The sequence below is a fragment of the Micromonospora sediminimaris genome, from assembly GCF_016863575.1.
Classification (GTDB): domain Bacteria; phylum Actinomycetota; class Actinomycetes; order Mycobacteriales; family Micromonosporaceae; genus Micromonospora; species Micromonospora sediminimaris.
In genome coordinates this window covers 68,747-88,053 of the sequence record NZ_BOPD01000021.1, presented here as the reverse complement: position 1 = coordinate 88,053, position 19,307 = coordinate 68,747, and the positions used below count along the sequence as shown (strand labels likewise).

Below are 19,307 nucleotides of genomic sequence, written 5' to 3'. Positions count from 1 at the left end.
CCTGCGACACCCATGCTGTATACGTGGTTAACGGACAACGCTCCGCCGGGTGTCCCACTGAACCACCCCGATCGGCACCACGACGACGGAAGGGCACGGATGCACCGGATCAGCGACGAGGACCTCAACGACCTAGTCGAACAGATCGCCAGTGCCGTGTACGGCAACAGCACGATCCCGGCGATCCGTCGCCAGTTGGGCAGATTCGTTCCGGCCGATATCCTCGACGCCGCCATCACGGAGTACCAGGCCCGGGCCGGGCGCCCCCGTGACCTGCACGAGCCCCGCTCCCTGACGGATCCATCGACACAACTGGAACCGTGGTACATCCCCCGGTCCGACGACGTCTTCTGGCCGTCGGTGAGGCGTCGCCTGGAGGCCACGGGTCTCGACGACGACCCGATCAGACTCATCAACGACTCGTCGAGCAAGATCGTCTCGTTTGTTCCGCCGCCCGGGACGGAGCGGTTCAGCAGTCGCGGACTGGTTCTCGGACACGTCCAGAGCGGGAAGACGACCAACTTCATGTCCGTGGCGGCGAAGCTGTGCGACGCGCGCTACCGGTTGGTCGTGGTGCTGTCCGGCATCACCGACAACCTGCGGTCACAGACGCAACAGCGACTGGAACAGATTCTCGTCGGTGACGACCGCGGCCGTTGGCATCTGCTGACCGATGGCGAAACGGACTTCGACGACAGGCAGGCCCGCAATGCTGCAAACCTGCTCAGCAATCCCGACCAGCGGCTCCTCGCTGTGGTCAAGAAGAACCCTTACCGCCTCCGTAAACTGGCCCGTTTCCTGGAGGCCGCCGGCACCATCCTGCAGGACTGTCCCATCCTCGTCATCGACGACGAGGCCGACCAGGCGAGTATCGACGTGGGCAACAGGGGGCGGCAGTCGACCATCAACTCCCTGATCCGTCGCATCCTGAGCAAACCGAAGGTCGCCTACGTCGCCTACACCGCGACACCGTTCGCGAACCTGCTCGTGGATCCGACCGTGCCGGACGATCTCTACCCCGCCGATTTCATCGTCGACCTTCCCCCTTCCGACGATTATTTCGGTGCCGAGCGGATCTTCGGACGCGACCTGCTGACCTACGAGGCCGGGCCGGTCGACCGGGGCCTGGATGTCGTACGGACGGTCCCTGACGACGAGGTCCCCTCGGTCCGGCCACCCGGCGCCCGTGCCGGCTTCGGCGATTGGAGGCCGACCGTCACCGACAGCCTCGGCGACGCTGTCCGCTGGTTCATCCTGGCCACCGCCGCCCGCCGCTGCCGCGACGGGGCACCGGCCGATTCAACCATGCTCATCCACACGTCGATGCGCGCCATCGCACACCAGCGGACGGCCGAGGTCGTGCAGGCGTACCTGGAAACGCTCCGCGGCGGCTGGTCGACCGCCACCCTCCGGGACCTGTTCCGCCAGCAGTGGGAACGGGAGACGGGCCGCGTGCCCGCCGCCGATCTGGGACTTCCGCCCGTACCGTGGCCGCAGGTCTGTGACCGAATCCCCGACGTCATGGCCGACGTCCGCGTGGTGGTTGACAACTACCAGTCCGATGTCCGACTCAGCTACGGAGAGGAGCCGGTCACCGCCATCGCGATCGGGGGCAACACCCTTTCCCGTGGGTTGACCCTCGCCGGCCTGGTGTGCAGTTACTTCGTCCGGGCGGCCTCCGCCTATGACACGTTGTTGCAGATGGGTCGCTGGTTCGGCTACCGCCGCGGCTACGAGGACCTGCCCCGGATATGGATGACAGGCGAGCTCGCAGCATGGTTCGTGGACCTGGCGACCGTGGAGGCCGAGATCCGGCAGCAGATCCGCCGCTACGAGACGGAGCACAAGACGCCACGACAGTTGGCGGTGATGATCCGTAAACACCCGGCCATGGCAGTGACGTCGGCCGCCAAGATGCGCGCGGGCGTCACGGTCCGCTACAGCTTCGGTTCCCAGGTCATGCAGACGATCAAATTCCACCACCGCGACGAGGGGTGGCTGCGGCGCAACATCGACGCCGGCGACCGTCTCCTCACCACCGCCCGTAACCTGCCCGGGGTGCGGGAGATTCCCGTGCGGGCCGGCCGCACCGCACTGACCGAGGTGCCGGCCGCGAGAGTGATGGCCTTCCTGCGCGACTACCGCTTCCATGAGCGCAGCCCCAGCCTCCGCCCGGAAGCCCTGTGCGAGTACATCGCCAAGCAGAACGACTACGACGCGCTGCGCACCTGGAACATCGTCGTGATCGACCAGGGCAGCGACCGCCTGGGTGGAATGGAACTGGCGGGCCGGAAGTACCACATGATCAACCGCAGCCGACTCACTGTGCCGGAGGACTATGCCGACATCAAGGCACTGGTTTCAACCCTGGACCGCGTCGCCGACCTACCGGCCTCCATCAGGATCAGCGACATGATCGACGGAGACCCCACCGACCGGAGGTTACGGGAGCTGCGTGACGGGCAGCTGGGGGGCACAGGCCTCCTGTGTCTCTACCCCGTGAGCAGGAGGTCCACGGTCGAGCGCAACAGTGGCAAACGCGGCTATCCGAGAACAGAACTCGCGGCCGTGGAGGACATACTCGGTGTGGGTCTGTTCTTTCCCGAGGCCCGGGGACCCGAGGACCGTGACTACGTCTCGGTCGACCTGTCCAGCCTCGCGCCGGTCGACGAGGAGCTCGAGACCGTCGACATCGACGAGATCGACGCCGCCGACGAACGGGCGGGCGAAGCCATGACCGATGGTGCCGCGTCATGACAGGCGGCGCCGAGGAGATGTTCCGCCGCCTGGAGGCGACCGATCCGCCACGGGAGATGCGCGTGCTGGACAGTGCGGTCGAGGTGGCCGCCGGGCCGGTCGCTGTCGGCATCGACGCCTCCGGGCGCCGGCATCTGCTCATCCCGCTGACCGACCGGCACCCCACCGTGCAGGACACCACCAGCCGCGGCGTCACCGTCACCACCCGGAGCCTGGAGGACGACTCCGGTCACCCGGGACGGTACACGGATGTGGTCTGCCAGCTACCTGAGCTCAACGACATCTTCGCGGCATTCACCGATGACCTGAGCCGACAGTTGCAGCGCCGCCCCGGCGATCCCGGACGGGTCTGCCTGGAGCTCCTGCACCGGTGGCGCGAGCTGCTCTCTCCCGCACCCGGTCCGATACTCGGACCGGAGGCGCTGCTCGGCCTGCTCGCCGAGCTGCACTTCCTCGAAATGATCTGCGGGCTCGGTGGCCCTGAGCCGCTTCAGCTCTGGACCGGTCCCCACAAGGCACGCGCGGACTTCACCTCCGTCACCGCTGCCGTTGAGGTCAAGGCCACAATGCACCGCGACCGTCTGGTCGTCGGCGTACACGGCGCCGACCAACTGGAGGAACGTCCAGGCACCGATCTCTACCTGTATGTCGAGCAGTTCGAACGCGACAGCGCCGGCGACAGCGTCCCCGACGTCGTCGACAGGCTCCTCGGTACGGGACTGGACAGGCGTATCCTGCTGGACGCCCTGGCCACAGTCGGTTACCGCAGCGACGACGCCGATGCGTACCGCCAGGACCGGCACCGGGTGAAACGCGCCGCTGCGTACCACGTCAACAGCCCGGGTTTCCCCCGGGTGACGTCCGGGCAGCTCGATGCATCACTGCAGCAGCACCTGGTCCGCCTGAACTACAGCATCGATCTGTCAGCTTTCGATCGACATCTCACCGCCCCCTCCACGGCAGCCGCCGCGCTTATGGAACAGCCATGACGCGCATCGCCATGTACGCCGAGCCGCTCCCACCATCAGGTGGGATCGACGCGCGGTCGGTACGCCGGACACTCGGCACCTACTCCATGGACTTTTGGGAACTGTTCCTGCGCGAGACACTGCAGAACAGCTGGGACGCCGCTACAGGGGACCGACCCGCCGAGTTCTCCGTGGACGGCTGGCCCCTCGATGCCGGGCAACTGCAGAGCCTGCATCGTCTTCTACCCGGGGCCGACCTGGACACCTCGGACCTGAGGGTCCTGACGGTCACCGACACCGGTACGAGGGGGCTCACCGGTCCCACCCGGGCGGACCGGGTGGGTGAAGACGACCCGCGGAATTTCGTCGACCTCGTCCGGAACGTCGGCCGACACCCCGACAAGGGGTTCGCCGGCGGAACCTACGGCTACGGCAAGGCCGTGCTTTTCGAGGCGAGCAGCATCGACACCGTGGTGATATTCACCCGCATCAGGACCACCGCGGGTCTCCAGTGTCGACTGATCGGCATGTCCCTCACCGACCCGTACCGGGTCGGACGACGTCAGTACACCGGACGCCACTGGTGGGGAGTTCCACACAGCGACGTCGGTGTGGAGCCGATCACCGGCCCGATGGCGGAGCACATGGCCCGGGCCATCGGACTGACACGCCTGTCCGGGGACGCAACCGGCACCTCGATCATGGTCATCGCCCCCCGGATCGGAGAGGAGCACCTGTCCGACGTGGTCGCCGTGATGGCCGACACCGCCACGAGGTATGCGTGGCCCAATACCGTCGGGCAAGGGGGGTCACCTCCCGGGCTCACGTTGCGGTTCACCTGCGACGGGTCGCGGATCGATCTTCCGGACCCGGCGACCGATGCACGACTGCGGTACTTCGTCGAGGCGCACCGGCACTGCCGCTCGGTTTTCGACGGCGCAGCAGGAGACCACCCCTGGCCCTGGACGGTCGAGGAGATCGTCGGCAGCCGCCCGGAGCAACGTCTCGGCGTACTGGCGTGGCGAACGTACAGGGCGGCAGCCTCAGGCAGCCATGCCCGACCACCCGCGGAGATCGCCCTCATACGCCGACCGGGCCTCGTCGTGGAGTACCGCAACGTCACTCCGGATCCGTTCGGACACGCCATCAGCGGCGTGTTCATCGCCGATCCCGAACTCGACGAGGATTTCGCCCGCGCCGAACCACCGACGCACGACAGGTGGCAGCCGAGGCTGGCGCAACGGCAGCGGTACGCCCGAAACCCGGTCAGCCAGGCGCTCAACCGCATCGACCGGGTCTTCAGGGAACGCCGTGCGGGCAACGCGACGGCGCCCACCACCGAGGCCGCGACAGGGGTTTCACGACTGGCGAACGTCCTCGGCACACTCCTCGACACACAGGCGGGTGGCACGGACACCCGCATTCCGACCGGGTCGGACAACGCGGTGCCCCACCCACCGACCACCCCGTCGGGAGCACCGGCGACCCACGCCGGCACGCCGACAGCGGGCAACGGGGGCAACGGACGCCAGCAGGCGAACCACGGCCGGGGGCCGCGCTCCGCACCGGGTCCGGCACTGCGTTTCCATCCCCGGCCCCGCCAGACCCTGCTGGCCGATGGTGGCCGTGCCGTCGAGTTCGACATCGACATCACCGGAAGCTCCGGCGCATCACTGGCCCTCATCGCCCAGCCACTGGTCGCGGTGGCCGACGGAGCACCGGAGCCGGCCGACGAGACCACCCCGGTCGAAGTTCTGCACTGGCGTGACCGGGACAACGGCGACCTCACACCCGGTCCGCGGCTGAACCTGACCACCGTGACGTCGGAACACTGGACCGTCACTCTCACCCAACCGGCTGACGCAGCCGTCACCGTACGGGTACGCCAGGAGGAGGTGACACCGAGGTGAGCGCCCCCATCAGCGCGGGTTACCTGACCCCGGCCGAGGAGCGCATCCGGTCCGGGACCGTGACGGTCACCGGTCCGCAGGGCACGCCCTTCCCCGAAGGGGAGCCGGTGCCGGACTGGGACTACTTCACCGATCTCACCGCGAGCTGGCCCCTGCATGTCGACCTGCCCGGGGTACTGCAGGACTGCGGCCTGTCGCCCGCCGCAGCCGTGCACTGTCTCGTCACCTGGCACAGCAGCAGTACCAACCGCCGCGACAATTCCTCTCCGGCTAGGCTGGTTGACGGCGGGAACCGACTGACGGTTGCGATCCCGGGCACCGAGATCGGCGGAATTCTCACCCTGACCGCCCGGATGGTCCTGGCTGCACCTGACCCTGCACCGATCTCGCCGCTGGCAGCCCTCCGGCCCGGCGCCATCCTCTGGCAGGCCCGACGGCGCTTCACCCTGGAAGGCAGCGGCAGCCGGTTCCCCGTGGTGGCCACGAGCTTCGCCGAGAGTGGGCTGGCCGAGGGGCGCCGATCGCTGTGGTACCTCTCCTGCGCCCCGGATCTCGACGGCTCGGACACCGGCAGCATCCGGCTGTACCTGAACACGGACCACCCTGCTATCACCGCGATGCTCAGCCAACCGGAAGCGGAGGCCTCCAGGACCCTCGCCGAAGTGCTCCGGCACGATGTCGTCCGTCAGCTCATCCAGACGGCGCTACGCTGCGAGGACCTCCAGGACGAACACGACCAAGGCGAAGGCACACTGGGAGAGCTGTTCATCAACCTGATTCGCCGGTACTTCCCCGGCCGGTCGCTCTCCGACCTACGCAGTCAACACCGCAACGACCCGAGCGAACTGGAGGCGGTCATCCAAGGTCTCGACCGGGTCCTCGCATGAATCGGCTGTACGTCTACCCGCGGTTACCGGCACACATCGCGGAGCAGCTGCTGGCCCTCCACACCGGCCGGGACCTCGTCGAGCTGCGGCGACTGTCGGCCACCGCCGACCCCCGCACCACCTGGTACCCGACCGCGCCCTACCGCGCAGCAGAGGACGACCTCCGAGCCCTGCAGCAGACCGTCCGCGGGATCGCCATGGAGGCCAACTGGCCGGCACCTCTAAGCAAGACGAACGGCACGGCCTTCGACCGGCTGCTGGCGCCGGCCCTGTACCGGCAGATGGCCATCGTGCCCGCCGATGCCGCAAGCGAAGAGGTCTGGTCATTTCTCAGCTTGGTCCTCCTGCCGGACGTCGCGCTCTGGCGATGGCCCAACCTGCTACGTCGGCCCGGATACGAACGCATCATCGGCCGTCCCCGTAACGTGTTCCGACGCCTGTGGACCCGCGTCCACAGCCTGGGCGAGGACCTCGGTGCCCAACTCTACGAGGACGAGGCCGTCGCAATCCTCGAGCGCCCGACGCTCGGTGCGCATCCACGCGTTGCCCGCGCCATAGCCCACGGCCACCTGACCACAGCCGGAGAGGCCGGCGCCGCACGTACCGACATCCTGCGGATCACCGCCCGCAGACTCCGGCGACTGGCGGTAGTAGTCAGCCTCGAGTCGCTCGACGACACTCAACTGGCACAGCTGGTGGAGAGGTACACGAAGGAAGCCATCGACCAGTTGCGGCCAGTGACAATCACCAGCACGAACAGTCATCGAGTTCCTGCTCAAGCGGAGGCGAGGTCGGGAGCCAGCCCGTAACGGCAGTAGCAACGGTGGACGCTTTCGCCGGAGCCGAGAACCATGGGACGACCTGCAGCGAGAATCGTCTACCGAGCGGCACCGCGATAATCTGCTCGCTCAGCTGATCGTCGACCCGATCACGGGCGGACTGCTCGCCGCGGGCGTGCTGATAGTAGGCGGACCGGGAGACCTTCAACAGCTCACACGCGCGCTTGACGTTGTGCTTGCCGGCCTGCTCCGCCTCGATGAACGGATACACGTTCACCGGGTCTCCCTCGCGAAGAAAGCCGTGGCCCGCTTGAGGATGTCGACGTCCTGCTGCAACCGCCGGTTCTCCGGTCGGCGACAACCCGGTGTGAAATCGTTTCTCAGCCTGTTGCAGAACAGCGTCCTGACTGGATCAAGAACATATCGCGACGTAGACCCGTTCGGGTTCAGCGGGTTTCGTCGCGGGATCGTGGCTGGTTCACCTTCATCTCCACATCGACGGACATGACGTCCGCCGAGTCGAGGCCCAGACACCGTACGCCTGCTGCATGACCGATCGGCGACCCTATCCGTCCGACCTTTCCGAGGCCCGCTGGGCTTCTGATCGCTCCCTGCCTAACCGCTTGGCGACAGGCCCGCACCGACACCGGCGTCAGCGGCCGCGCCCCCGACCCACGACCCGCGCGACATCTTCAATGCCGTCCTGTATGCCAAACGGACCGGCATCGCCTGGCACTACCTGCCCCACGGCTTCCCGCCCCACGCCACGGTCTACGGCTACTTCGCCGCCTGGAGCAAGCAAGGCATCTTCACTGACCTGAACTACCAGCTCACCGGCCTCGTCCGCGCCATCACGGCCGCACCATCGAACCCACTACGTCCATCGGAGACGAATCCAAGGCGTGACGACCTCCGGCAACGTCCCACTGGCCATCCAGGGCACCGACGCCGGCAAGAAATCGTCGGCCGCGAACGCGGCATCATCACCGACACCTTCGGCCTGCTCCTCGCCGTCATCGTCACCGCCGCCAGCGCCAGCGACAGCGCCAGCGACAGCAACCTCCCCAAGCTGACCAAAACTGGGTCGACACCGGACTAGAAAAGGCGTCGTCGAACAGGGCGCGCCACGGCATCGACGTCGAGACCGGATCGGCTGGGTGGAGCGGCCCTACACGCCAGTCCGCCTACCAGCGGCGCATGCCTTGCCGCCGCAGGTATGGCAGCGTTACGCGCGACGAACCCCGGCTTCACCTGGCACACCCTGGGCGGGCTCCCTGGCCTTCTGGGACACCATCGGCGCCGGCATTCCCGGCGGCTATCGGCCGCGCTCTGTATGCGAGCACGTCACCGCGGGCGGCTAACGGCGCGCTCACCCACCCCGCTGGCGATCCGACGCCCAGCCCCGGCCGGTCGGCCGCTTTTCGGCGCAACTAAGGCTCGCCCTATCCCGGAGGGACTGACTCAGGCCAGCACGCCCACGGCGGTCAGGGTAAGCGCCGATCGAATTGCGCTGCTGATGCGCAATGTATCGATGCGGAACTCACACCCACCGGTGCACGCCCAGCTGCCCGGTACCACCAGCCTGTAGTATCAGCGCATGCGCACTCAAAGTGCGCACCGATGCGGAAAATCTGTGTCCGAGGGGGGACTTGAACCCCCACGCCCTATACGGGCACTAGCACCTCAAGCTAGCGCGTCTGCCATTCCGCCACCCGGACCTACTTGCCCAGCCTACCGCGTCAGCCTCGGTGATCTCATCACCCGCAGGCCGCCCGGTGGGCTGCACGGGGAGTTACTGTACACGCCACAGGTGGATCATGCACATCGGCATCGGGCCCCGTCCGGCGCTGGTCGCAACGCCCGGTAGCGGCCCCTCGGCAGGTGTGTGCGCCGGGTAGCGTCAAGGTGCCCGTACCCGGCAGCATGGGCCTCGTGCCCCATGCCTCTCCCCTGGCCGTCGCTCAGCAACGGGCCCTCGCGCTGCGTGGTGCGGGTAACCTCGCCGCCGCCCGTGACCTGCTGGCCGATGCGGTCGAGTCCACTCGGCCGCCGTTCAGCAAAGATCATCCGGACGTGCTCAGCACCGCTCATCTGCTGGCCAGGTTGCATCGGGAGGCGGACGATCCGAGCGCGGCCCGGCGGGTGCTGGAGGAGGCGTTCGCCGCCGGGGAGCGCCGTTGGCCGCATGCCGATCCGCTGATGCTGGCGTTGGCCTTCGAGCTGGCGTCCGTCGCGGACGAGCTGGGCAATCGCCACGAGGCGCGCCGCAATTACACCCGGGTGGCCGCCGCCGGCCCCGCCGTGCTCGGTGCCGACCACCCGGCCGTACGCATGGCACGGGAGTATCTCGGCGACGCCGCTCCCGCCCCTCAGCCCGCTGTCCCGACCGCCCCTCAGCCTGGTCCGGCCAGTCCGCCGGGCCGGGGAGCCTTGGACGAACCCACGGTCTCCCTGGCCGTGCTCTCCACGCTGTGGAAGCCGCACGAGGCGTCGACGGCAGCACCGGCGCGGCCCGCCTCCCCCTCGGCGTCACCGCCTGCCGGCGACCAGCCCACTTCCGGCGGCCCTGGAGCGGCGACCGTCCCTCCCGTGCCCGTTGCCCCCCTGGGGGCCGCTGTGCCGGCGCCACCGGTCGTTCCCGCCGCACCGCAGACCTTGGCCGAGCCGGGGCGGCCCGCCCCGCCACAGATCCCGCCGTTGTCCACCGTGCCTCCCGCAGCAGCGCCGCAGGTCACACCAACCCCTCCCACAGCAGTGCCGCAGATACCGCCACCCCCCACCGCGGTGCCGCAGATTCCGCCGCCTCCGACTGTCGCGCCGCAGATCCCGCCGCCGCCCGCCGTGCCGCCAACCGTGGTGCCGCAGGTTCCGCGGCCCACCCCACCAGTATCCGCTGCACCGCCTGGCCCACCGCGCGTACCGCCGTCGGTGGTGCCACCGTCAGCCACGGCACCATCTGCCCCGCCGCAGGTCCCAACGCCGCCCGGCGTTCCTGCGCCGCCGGTGGTACCGCAGGCCCGGACCGCTTTTCATGATCAGTCAGCCCGTCCGGTCGCGACTCCGGTCGACCGGGCCCGATCGGCGGGGGCGCCACCCGCCCCGGTGGTTGCGGCTACCGCCGCGACCAGGCCGACAAGCGGGGTGCCGGCCCCGTCGTCGCCGGCTCCGTCACACACCGCACCGTCGGTCACGCCGTCCAGCCCGTCTCCGACCGGACCGGCTCCGCGCCAGCCGATCGAGGACGAGGAACAGACCGGCGTACTGCGGCACTCCCCCGCCGCCGACGAAGCAACATCGACGGGCGCCAAGCCTGTCTCGACCGGGCATCCCGAGTGGGCCCGGCCCACCATCCGGGTGCAGCAGATCGGTCCCCTGTTGGAGGAGGAAGCGGCTCGGGCCGGCCGTACGCCTGAGTCTCCGGCACCGGCGGAGAGTGTGCCCTCACCGGTGAGCGCGTCCCCGGCCTGGTCATCGGCGGTGACCGAGCCGCCGGCCGAGGGGCAGCCGGTCAGCGCGCCACCAGCGCTGGGACAGCCCGCCGAGGCGGCCTGGAGCCAGGCCCAACCGATCAGCGCGCCACCCGTCAGCGCACCACCGGTCAGCGCACCACCCGTGAGCGCACCACCGGTCAGCGCACCACCCGTGAGTGCGCCACCGGTCAGCGCACCACCGGGCACTCCCCCGGTGGCTCCGCAGAGCACCCCACTGGTCAGCCCGACGGCCGGCCCGCACGACCTGACCGCACCGTTACCGCAACCCGGCCCGAACAGCACACCACCCGGCTGGGCGCCGCCGACCAGCGGACCACCCGGCTACCCACCGCCGACCAGCGGAGCGCCCACCGGCGGGCCGGGCGGCTACCCGGCGACCGGCGGAGCCGCCCACCCCGTACCCCCGCCGTACGGGCCGCTGAGCGGCGGCGGCTCGGCCGAGGGCCCGGGTGGCGGAGCCAACCCGTACGGACCCGGGGTCGGTGTCCAGCAGCATGACCCCCGGCTGGCGGGGCCGGGTCGTGGCGCCCAGCCGCACGGTTCACCGGGTGCGCCGCCGGCCTATCCGGGGCCCGCCGCGCCGCCGGCCTGGGGTCCGCCCGGTGCTCAGGTTCCGGGGATCGCCGCGCCGTACCAGGGGCCGTTGGCGATGCCGACGGCGGAGCCGGCGCCGGGTCGTAACCGGGTGGCGATCGGCGTGGCGGTGGTGGCGGTCCTGGTGGCCCTGGCCGCAGTGGTCGGGGTGGGTCTGCTGGTCCTGGACCGATGGGCTGCGCCTTCGTCGGGGCCTGCGTCGGCGCCGACATCGCCACCCGGTTCGGTTGGCCCGCCTCCGGGGGACCTGACGATGCGCGACGACACCACGACGATCACGTTGACCTGGACGGATCCGTCGGACGGGTTGGTGCCGTTCATGGTGGCCGGTGGGCGGACCGGGCAGTCGCTGGGCATGATGGCCACGGTGGACCCGGGTCGGACGAGCTACACGGTCAACGGGTTGAGCACCCGGGTGAACTACTGCTTCGCGGTGCTCGCCGTCTACGACACCGACCAGTTCGCCACTTCCGACCAGGTGTGCACGTCGCGGTAGGCCGACCCGTCGGGCTGAGGGGGCCGATCGGTCCCGGACGGACAGTCGTGGCGGGACACGCCGACGACACGCCACGCTGGGTGTCCACAGCCGGACGGTGCGGGTTCCCGGGGTCGGTGGGGTGACCATATGATGGCTCCCGGCTCAGGGGAGGGGTCGCCGTACGGGGGCGCCACCTGCCGAGACGACACGGGAGGCTGCCGGCTGTGGCGAGCATCGACGAGGCCGTTCCGGCCCGCACCCCACGATCCCGGTCCCGGGTACGCGGTGGTCTCGTCACCGTGGGTACGGTGGTGGCGCTGTTGGCGGCGATGGGGCTGACCGTGCTCGGCCTGGGTTCGGCGGACAACGCGGTGGCCAACTACGACGCGAGTTCGTGGTTGTGGAGCGCGGCGCGCAGCGAGTTGGCGCGGGTCAACGGGGTCACCGCCCGGGTGGACACCCGGATGGAGGTGCCGGCGGCGCGGCGGCATCCGATGCAGGTGACACAGACGGACCGGCTGCTGGTGCTGCGGGATCTGAACACGGGTCAGATAAGCGCGCTGGACCTGGCGACGTTGCAGATCACGGCGACCACGCCGACCACCCCCGGGCTCGGAGTGAGTGTGGCGTTGCACGAGGACGCCGCGTTCGTGGTGGACGCGGTCCAGGGTGTGGTGCGGCAGTTGGATCCGCGGTCGCTGGCCCCGGTTGGCGAGCCGGTCCGCTATCCGCCGGGGATCACCGGCGGCGCGTTCGACGGCGAGGGCCGTCTGTGGGTCGCGGTGCCGGCGGAGGGCACGGTCTCGGCGATCACCCCGGCGGTGCTGCCGTCGGAGGCGGCGGACTCACCGGTGGGTTCGCCGCAGGTGGAGACGTACGACGTGGCGGAGGCCAGCCACGAGTTGGTGGTCTCCACGTTGGATGACGGTGTGGCGGTGTTGGACCGCACGGCCGGAGCGTTGGTGACCGTCGTGGACGGTACGACCCGCCGCACGGCGTTGGCGTCGACGCTGACCGGGCCCGGCATCCTGCCGGTGCGTACCAGCGGGCCGGTGGTGCCGGTGACGGTGCCCGCGCAGCGGCAGGTGCACGCGATCGGCGACGGTGGCGAGGTGCGGTCGTTCACGGTGCCGGGCGACGGTGACCGGCTCGGCCCGGCGGTGGCCTGGGCCGGGCGGTTCTACTGCGCGGACGAGGCGGCGGGCACGGTGTACGCGTTCGACGCGACGGGCCAGCTGACCGACACGATCCGGGGCCGGTGGGGTGGCCCGCTGGAGTTGGAGGTGCGGGAGAACTACCTGTTCATCAACGCGCCGGACGCGGCGACCGCGCGGGTGGTCAACGACTCGCACCAGGTGCGGGAGGTCGACAAGTACGCCAACGACGTGCTCGGTGGTGATCCGCCGCCGGAGCCTCCGCCGCCACCTCCGCCGCCGCCGAAGAAGCCTCAGGTGAGCAAGCCGGGCGCGCCGCGTAACGTCACGGCGGCGGCCGGCGACGCGCAGGCCAGGGTGAGTTGGCGACCGGCGGCGGCCAACGGCGCCGAGATCATCCGGTACGTGGTGGAGGGTGCCGGGCAGCGGTTGGAGGTCGGCGCGAACCAGCGGTCGGTGGAGGTCACGGAGCTGACCAACGGTGAGACGTACCGCTTCTCGGTGCACGCGGTGAACGCGAAAGGCGCGGGTCCAGCTCGGAACAGCAACCCGGTGACGCCGACCGCGGACGTGCCGGACGCGCCGACCGAGGTGACCGCCGAGGCACGGGCGGACGGCACGGTGGTGGTGAGCTGGCCGGAGGCGAACGGTCAGGGCAACACGATCGCCAGGTACGCGGTGTCGGCGACCTCTGCGGGCACGAACGCCCCGGTCGGTGAGGCGACCGGCACCGAGTTGGTGGTGAAGGCCGGTGAGCTGGAGTACGGCACGCAGTACGCGTTCACGGTGGTCTCGGTCAACGACAAGGGCGCGGCGTCGGAGGCGTCGCCGGTGAGCAACACGGTGGTGCCGTTCACGGTTCCCGGTGAGCCGTTGGAGTTGCGGGCGAGCACGGTGGCCGACCAGCCGGGGACGGTGGCGGTGCAGTGGACGCCGGCGGTGGCCAACGGCCGGCCGGTGACCGGTTACGTGGTCGAGGTGGGTGACAAGCGCAGCGAGGTGACCGACACCCGGGCGACCGTCGGTGGCCTGGGTGACGGGCAGAACGTGACGGTGCGGGTCCGGGCGGTCAACGAGGCCGGCGAGGGCGCGCAGGCGACGACGACGGCGCGTACGGTGGCGGCGCCCCGGGTGACGGTGACCGGTTCGTCGGCGACCGCGACGGCGGCGACTGTGACGTTCACCGTGGACGCCGGCGGCGGCCAGGCCAGTTGTACGCTGTCCCGGTCGGGTCAGCCGGCGAAGAGTGGCCCGTGTTCGAGCATCACTATGAGCGGGTTGACTCCCGGCACCAGCTACACGTTCACGGTGACGGCGACCAACGCCGCCGGCAGCGGCACCGCCACCAGGGCTCAGCGGACCGACGCCCTGTACGGCATCGCCACCTGCGAGAACGGTCCCGACGGTGACCAGCGCACCTACTGCGACCGGGACCGCGACGGCCGCAACGGCAACGAGATCTTCTCGGTGCCCCGGCAGGACAACGACCGCCAGGTCGGCTGGGCGAAGCCCGGCACCCGGTTGAAGGCGTACTGCAAGGTGCGGGGCACGGACATCGACTCCTGGATCTACAACGACAACAAGCAGAGCACCTGGTGGGTGCAGGTCGAGTACAGCGGACGGAACTACATCCCCTGGGCCTGGCTCAACCTGGAGGGCGGGGACGACATAAGCGTCCTGCCCACCTGCTGATCCACCCCAGGCGAGGAGCACCACGGTGAACAGCCAGGAACCGCTCACCCAGCAGGAGGTGCAGGGCTTCGCCGCCTTGGCCGCCCGGCTGGCCGAGAACGTCAACACGGTGGTGCTCGGCAAACCGCAGGTGGTGCGGCTGGCGTTGACCGCGTTGTTCGCCCAGGGGCACGTGTTGCTGGAGGACGTGCCCGGGGTGGGCAAGACGACCCTGGCCCGGGCGATCGCGGCGACGGTGAAGGGGCAGTGGCGGCGGATCCAGTTCACGCCGGACCTGCTGCCCTCCGACGTGTCCGGGGTGACAATTTTCAACCAGGCCACCCGGGGCTTCGAGTTCCACCCGGGCCCGGTGTTCGCCAACATCGTCATCGCCGACGAGATCAACCGGGCGTCGCCGAAGACGCAGTCGGCGCTGCTGGAGGTGATGGAGGAGCGGACGGTCACCGTGGACGGGGTGCGGCATCCGGTGCCGCAGCCGTTCCTGGTGGTGGCCACCCAGAACCCGGTGGAGATGGACGGCACGTACCGGCTGCCCGAGGCCCAACTGGACCGGTTCCTGGTGAAGTTGTCGGTGGGGTATCCGGACGAGTCGGTGGAGGTGGAGGTGCTGCGCGGGGCGACGGTCCGCTCTCCCGAGGCGCTCGCGGCGGTGACCGACACCGCCACCGTCGGCGAGATGGTCCGGATGGCCCGGCGGGTGCACATCGCCGAGCCGTTGTACGCGTACGCGGTGCGGCTGGCGGCGGCCACGCGCACCCATCCGCAGGTCCGGGTCGGGGTCAGTCCACGCGGGGTGATCGCGTTGACCCGAGCGGCGTGCGCGTACGCGTTGATCGACGGCCGGGGCTGGATCATGCCGGAGGATCTGAAGACGCTCACCGAGCCGGTCTTCGCCCACCGGCTGCTGCTCACTCCTGACGCCCAGGTACGGGGGGTGACCACTGCGGACGTGCTGCGGCAGGCGGTCGCCTCGGTGCCGGTGCCGCTGCCGTCGGGCCAGCCGGCCCCGGCGCACCACTGACCGGCGAGGTCTGGCGTGGGGATCACCGCCCGGGGCATCGGTCTGCTCGTCGCGGCCGTGCTGCTGCTGGGGGCGGGTTTCCGGTTCGGGTACCCGGAGTTGACGCTGCTCGGCGCGGCGGCGAGCACCGCGCTGGCGGTCGCTCTGGTCGCCGCGGCCCGGCGGCCCCGGCTGCGGGTGGCCCGGCAGGCCGACCCGGATCGGGTGGCCCGGGGCGAGCCGGCCACGATGACGTTGACCGTACGCAATGCGGGACGGGTGGGGGCGGCGAGCATGCTGGCCACCGACCGCTGCGGTGGCCGGATGGTGCCGGTGCCGGTGCCGGTGCTGCGGCTGCGACCCGGCGCGGACACCACTGTCAGTTATCCGGTGCCGACGAGCCGACGCGGGGTGGTGCCGGTGGGGCCGTTGCGGGTGACCCGCCGCGACCCGCTCGGCCTGGTGGTGCTGGCCCGTTCCTACGGCGATGTGGTGCCGGTGTGGGTGCACCCGCGGATCCATCCGCTGCGGGCGGTGCCCACCGGCGCGGGACGCAGTCTCGACGGGCGGGTCGACGCGGTGCCGCACGGTTCGATCACCTTCGACTCGTTGCGGGAGTACGTCGTCGGCGACGAGCTTCGTCGCGTCCACTGGCGCACCAGCGCCCGGGTCGGTGAGCTGATGGTGCGGGAGAACGTGGACACCAGTCTGCCCCGGATCGTGGTCCTGCTCGACAACCGGTCCAGCGCGCATCCGGACCGGGTCGGCGGGGTAGCGGAGTCGTTCGAATCGGCCTGTGAGGCGGCGGCGTCGGTGGTCACCGCGGCGGTCCGCGAGGACCTGCCGGTGGTACTGCTGTTCGTCGCCGCCGAGGACACCTCCGCCGGATCGGGCGGCACCGGTCCGGGCCGGACGGCGACGGGCGGTGGTGGGGCGGGCGGCACCGGGCGGGACGGCGCGGCCCCGGGTGACGGAGACGGTTGGGGCGGTAGCGCGGCGGGTGGCGGTGTCGGCGGCGACGGGTCGGAGACCGGTCCGAGTGGACCGTTGGACCGGTTGGCGGCGGTGACGCTTACCGGGGAGGGCACGCTGCAGGCTGCGGTGGCACGGCTGCGCCGCGACCGGCTCGGCGACACGCTTGTCGTCCTCACCGGACCGGGAGCGACCGAGGATCTGGGGCACGTCGGGGCGCTGCGCGGCGCGTACCCGTCGGTGGTGGTCGGGATCTTCGGGGCGACGGAGCCGACGCCGCCGGGCGCGGCCGGCCTGGTCGTCGTCGACGCGGCCGACGGGGCGGGCTTCGCCGCCGAGTGGGACGGGGTGCGCCGGTGGTGAGGCTGCTGCGGGCGGTGGCGGTGCCGGCGACGCTTGTCGTGCTGGTCACGCTGGCCGGGGTGGTGCTCGGCCGGGTGTACGCGGGATCGCTGCTGACGATGCTTGTGGCTGGCGCGGCGGTCGGGTCGGTGCTTGTCAGCGTGGTGACCCGGCGGCTGCCGTCCTGGCAGGTGGCGCCGGTGTCGGTGCTGGCCATGCTCGGGTGGACGGCGGTCTGCCTGCGGGTGGCGGCCGCTGGCGCGCAGGTGCCGGGCGGGTTCGCCGAGGTGGCTGGCGACGCCGCCCGCAACGCCATTCCCCGGCTGCTGACCGCGATGATCCCGGTGGAGGCGACGCCGGACACGATCCTGCTGCCGGTGGTCGCCGCCTGGCTGGCCGGGTTGGCCGGGGCGGAGGTGGCCCTGCGGGCCGGGCGGGTGCTGCTGGGCTACCTGCCGCCGGTGCTGCTGCACGCTGGCGCGGTGTACGTGGTCGGACCGAACGCGGAGCCGGCGATCGGCGCGACCGTGGCGTTTGTGGTGACGGCCGCGCTCGGGTTGGCGGTGTCGTCCCGACCCGCGGACGGTGACCCCGCCGACGGGCTCGCCCCGGCGGTGCGGTCCGGGGTGCGGGCCCGGCTGGCGGTGGCCTCGGCCGCCGGTACGACGGTGGTGGTGGCGCTGGCGGCGCTGCTCGGCCCGGCGGTGGCCGCCCTGGTGGACACCCGGCCGGTGGATCCGCGGCGTTATGTGCAGCCGCCGCAGGTGGAGACGCTTGACGAGAACCCGCTGATCCGGATCTCCGGTTGGGCGTTGAATCCGGAACAGGAACTGTTCCAGGTGACGACCGACTCCCCCGGCGAGCCCGGGCCGACAGGGGGCGCGGCGACGGGCAGTGCCGCGGTGCGGATCCGGCTGGCCGTGCTCAGCGACTACGACGGGGTCACCTGGCGGGTGGGCGCGACCTACCGTAACGCCGGCCGGATCCTGCCCGCCGTCGAACCGGCGCCGTACGCCACCGTCGAAACCGTCCGCCAGGAGATCACCGTCGGTGACCTCAGTGGACGGCTGCTGCCCGCGGTACCCACCCCACGTGAGGTGAGCGGCGCCCGGGTCGCCTACGACCCGGGCACCGGCACGCTGATCCGTCCCGACGGACTCGCCCCCGGCCTGCGCTACACGGTGACGTCGGCCCGGGAGCGCCCCGACGCCAACCTGCTGGCCACCGCGAACACCCCGGCCGGGGACGCGGTGGCCCGGGTGCTGCACGTGCCCGACGGGGCACCGGAGCAGCTGCGGCGGCTGGCCACCCAACTGGCCGAGGAGAACGGCGCGCCGTACGCGCGGGCGGCGGCGATCGAGCAGTGGCTGGCCGAGCACTACCGGCTGGTCGCCGACGCGCCGAGTGGCCACGCCTACCCGAACCTGGCGTTCTTCCTGTTCGGGCCGCGCAATGGCGGTGGACAGCGCGGCACGTCCGAACAGTTCGCGGCGTCGTTCGCGGTGCTGGGCCGGCTCGCCGGGCTACCGACCCGGGTGGTGGTCGGGTTCGCCGCTCCCGGGTCGGGTCCGGTGCGGGCCGCCGACGCGTACGCCTGGCCGGAGGTGCTCTTCGACGGCCTCGGCTGGGTGGCGTTCGATCCGCTGCCCCGACCGGACGAGGAGCCCCGACCGGTGGAGGAGGACTTCCGCCCCCAGCCGGAGGATCCGCCCCCGTCGGAGCAGCCGGAGCCCACCCTGGAGCCGACCGCCTCGCCACCGGCGCAGGCCGCTCCCGCCGGCCCGGCGGACAGCGGGGGCGTACCGACGCCGGTGCTTGTCGGCGGCACCGGCGGCGGTCTGCTGCTCGTCGTCGTGGCGCTGCTGGCCACCCTCGCCGGTCTGCGCCGGGCACAGACCCGGGCCCGACTGCACCGGGGCGACCCCGGCCACCGCATCGCCGGCGCCTGGCGGGAGCTGACCGACACGCTGCGGTTGGCCGGCCGGCCGGTCGCCGCCGACCTGTCCGCCACCGAGGTCGCCGCCGTGGCCAGACAGACCCTGACCGAGGCCATCCGTCGCGTCGAGGACCGTCAGGTGTCGACGGCGGCACAGCTCGCCGTCGACGACCTCGCCACGCTGATCAACCAGGTCGGTTTCGCACCCGGCACGGCCACCGCCGAACAGGCCGAGGCCGCCGCCGAGGCCGCCACCACCTACAGCGGGACGCTGCGCGCCGCCCGTCCCCACTGGCGTCGCCTGCTCTGGTCGGTGCACCCGGGCCCCCTACGCTGGCCCCGCTAAC

At 71.0% G+C, this 19,307-nt stretch carries 11 protein-coding genes, 1 tRNA gene and 1 pseudogene; 11 read left to right on the top strand and 2 right to left on the bottom strand.

The genetic code is table 11. The features are described from left to right. The first annotated feature begins 99 nt into the window (after window positions 1-99). The 5 genes from Vse01_RS17945 to Vse01_RS17925 are packed head-to-tail and all read left to right on the top strand — an operon-like array spanning window position 100 to window position 7,331. Window positions 100-2,757 (top strand): Z1 domain-containing protein, encoded by a 2,658-nt coding sequence (locus tag Vse01_RS17945; protein WP_093408023.1) that lies wholly within the window; start codon window positions 100-102, stop codon window positions 2,755-2,757. Next, a complete protein-coding gene (locus Vse01_RS17940) occupies window positions 2,754-3,746 on the top strand; it encodes a PD-(D/E)XK motif protein (RefSeq protein WP_093408026.1) in 993 nt (330 codons plus the stop codon). Before Vse01_RS17945 ends, Vse01_RS17940 begins: the two co-directional genes overlap by 4 nt. After that, window positions 3,743-5,635 carry a hypothetical protein gene (locus Vse01_RS17935; protein ID WP_093408028.1) on the top strand — a complete coding sequence of 631 codons (1,893 nt, stop codon included), beginning with the start codon at window positions 3,743-3,745 and terminating at the stop codon, window positions 5,633-5,635. Before Vse01_RS17940 ends, Vse01_RS17935 begins: the two co-directional genes overlap by 4 nt. Further along, complete coding sequence (locus Vse01_RS17930; RefSeq protein ID WP_093408031.1) at window positions 5,632-6,522, top strand: hypothetical protein; 891 nt, start codon at window positions 5,632-5,634, stop codon at window positions 6,520-6,522. The genes Vse01_RS17935 and Vse01_RS17930 overlap by 4 nt, the downstream gene beginning before the upstream one ends. After that, window positions 6,519-7,331: a DUF6339 family protein gene (locus tag Vse01_RS17925; RefSeq protein ID WP_093408033.1), complete on the top strand. Its 813-nt coding sequence runs from the start codon at window positions 6,519-6,521 to the stop codon at window positions 7,329-7,331. The genes Vse01_RS17930 and Vse01_RS17925 overlap by 4 nt, the downstream gene beginning before the upstream one ends. Here Vse01_RS17925 and Vse01_RS17920 read toward each other — a convergent pair. Beyond that, complete coding sequence (locus Vse01_RS17920) at window positions 7,267-7,578, bottom strand: hypothetical protein (RefSeq protein WP_139233205.1); 312 nt, start codon at window positions 7,576-7,578, stop codon at window positions 7,267-7,269. The genes Vse01_RS17925 and Vse01_RS17920 overlap by 65 nt on opposite strands. 271 nt (window positions 7,579-7,849) lie before the next feature. Between Vse01_RS17920 and Vse01_RS17915 the strand changes: the two are divergent. Further along, a pseudogene (locus tag Vse01_RS17915) lies at window positions 7,850-8,444 on the top strand (transposase); the annotation flags it as partial. Window positions 8,445-8,935: 491 nt separating this feature from the next. Here Vse01_RS17915 and Vse01_RS17910 read toward each other — a convergent pair. Then, window positions 8,936-9,019 (bottom strand) — tRNA-Leu (locus tag Vse01_RS17910). A gap of 214 nt (window positions 9,020-9,233) precedes the next feature. On the opposite strand from Vse01_RS17910, the gene Vse01_RS29375 reads away from it, so the two are divergent. The 5 genes from Vse01_RS29375 (at window position 9,234) to Vse01_RS17880 (ending at window position 19,306) form a co-directional block, all read left to right on the top strand. Beyond that, on the top strand, window positions 9,234-11,882 hold the full coding sequence (locus Vse01_RS29375; protein WP_232511358.1) for a tetratricopeptide repeat protein: 2,649 nt from the start codon (window positions 9,234-9,236) through the stop codon (window positions 11,880-11,882). Window positions 11,883-12,097: 215 nt separating this feature from the next. Next, the gene (locus Vse01_RS17895; RefSeq protein WP_373870683.1) at window positions 12,098-14,710 is read left to right on the top strand and encodes a fibronectin type III domain-containing protein; all 2,613 of its coding nucleotides are present in this window, start codon (window positions 12,098-12,100) and stop codon (window positions 14,708-14,710) included. Between the two features lie 25 nt (window positions 14,711-14,735). Further along, window positions 14,736-15,731 carry an AAA family ATPase gene (locus Vse01_RS17890; protein WP_093408037.1) on the top strand — a complete coding sequence of 332 codons (996 nt, stop codon included), beginning with the start codon at window positions 14,736-14,738 and terminating at the stop codon, window positions 15,729-15,731. A gap of 15 nt (window positions 15,732-15,746) precedes the next feature. Next, the gene (locus Vse01_RS17885; protein WP_093408039.1) at window positions 15,747-17,045 is read left to right on the top strand and encodes a DUF58 domain-containing protein; all 1,299 of its coding nucleotides are present in this window, start codon (window positions 15,747-15,749) and stop codon (window positions 17,043-17,045) included. Continuing rightward, the gene (locus tag Vse01_RS17880; RefSeq protein WP_093408041.1) at window positions 17,021-19,306 is read left to right on the top strand and encodes a transglutaminaseTgpA domain-containing protein; all 2,286 of its coding nucleotides are present in this window, start codon (window positions 17,021-17,023) and stop codon (window positions 19,304-19,306) included. The genes Vse01_RS17885 and Vse01_RS17880 overlap by 25 nt, the downstream gene beginning before the upstream one ends. Window position 19,307: the final 1 nt, after the last annotated feature.

Excerpts from the sequence above, each read along its gene's own strand:
- Vse01_RS17935 (WP_093408028.1), top strand. The coding sequence starts at position 3,743 with ATGACGCGCATCGCCATGTACGCCGAGCCGCTCCCACCATCAGGTGGG.
- Vse01_RS17940 (WP_093408026.1), top strand. The coding sequence starts at position 2,754 with ATGACAGGCGGCGCCGAGGAGATGTTCCGCCGCCTGGAGGCGACCGAT.
- Vse01_RS17945 (WP_093408023.1), top strand. The coding sequence starts at position 100 with ATGCACCGGATCAGCGACGAGGACCTCAACGACCTAGTCGAACAGATC.
- Vse01_RS17925 (WP_093408033.1), top strand. The coding sequence starts at position 6,519 with ATGAATCGGCTGTACGTCTACCCGCGGTTACCGGCACACATCGCGGAG.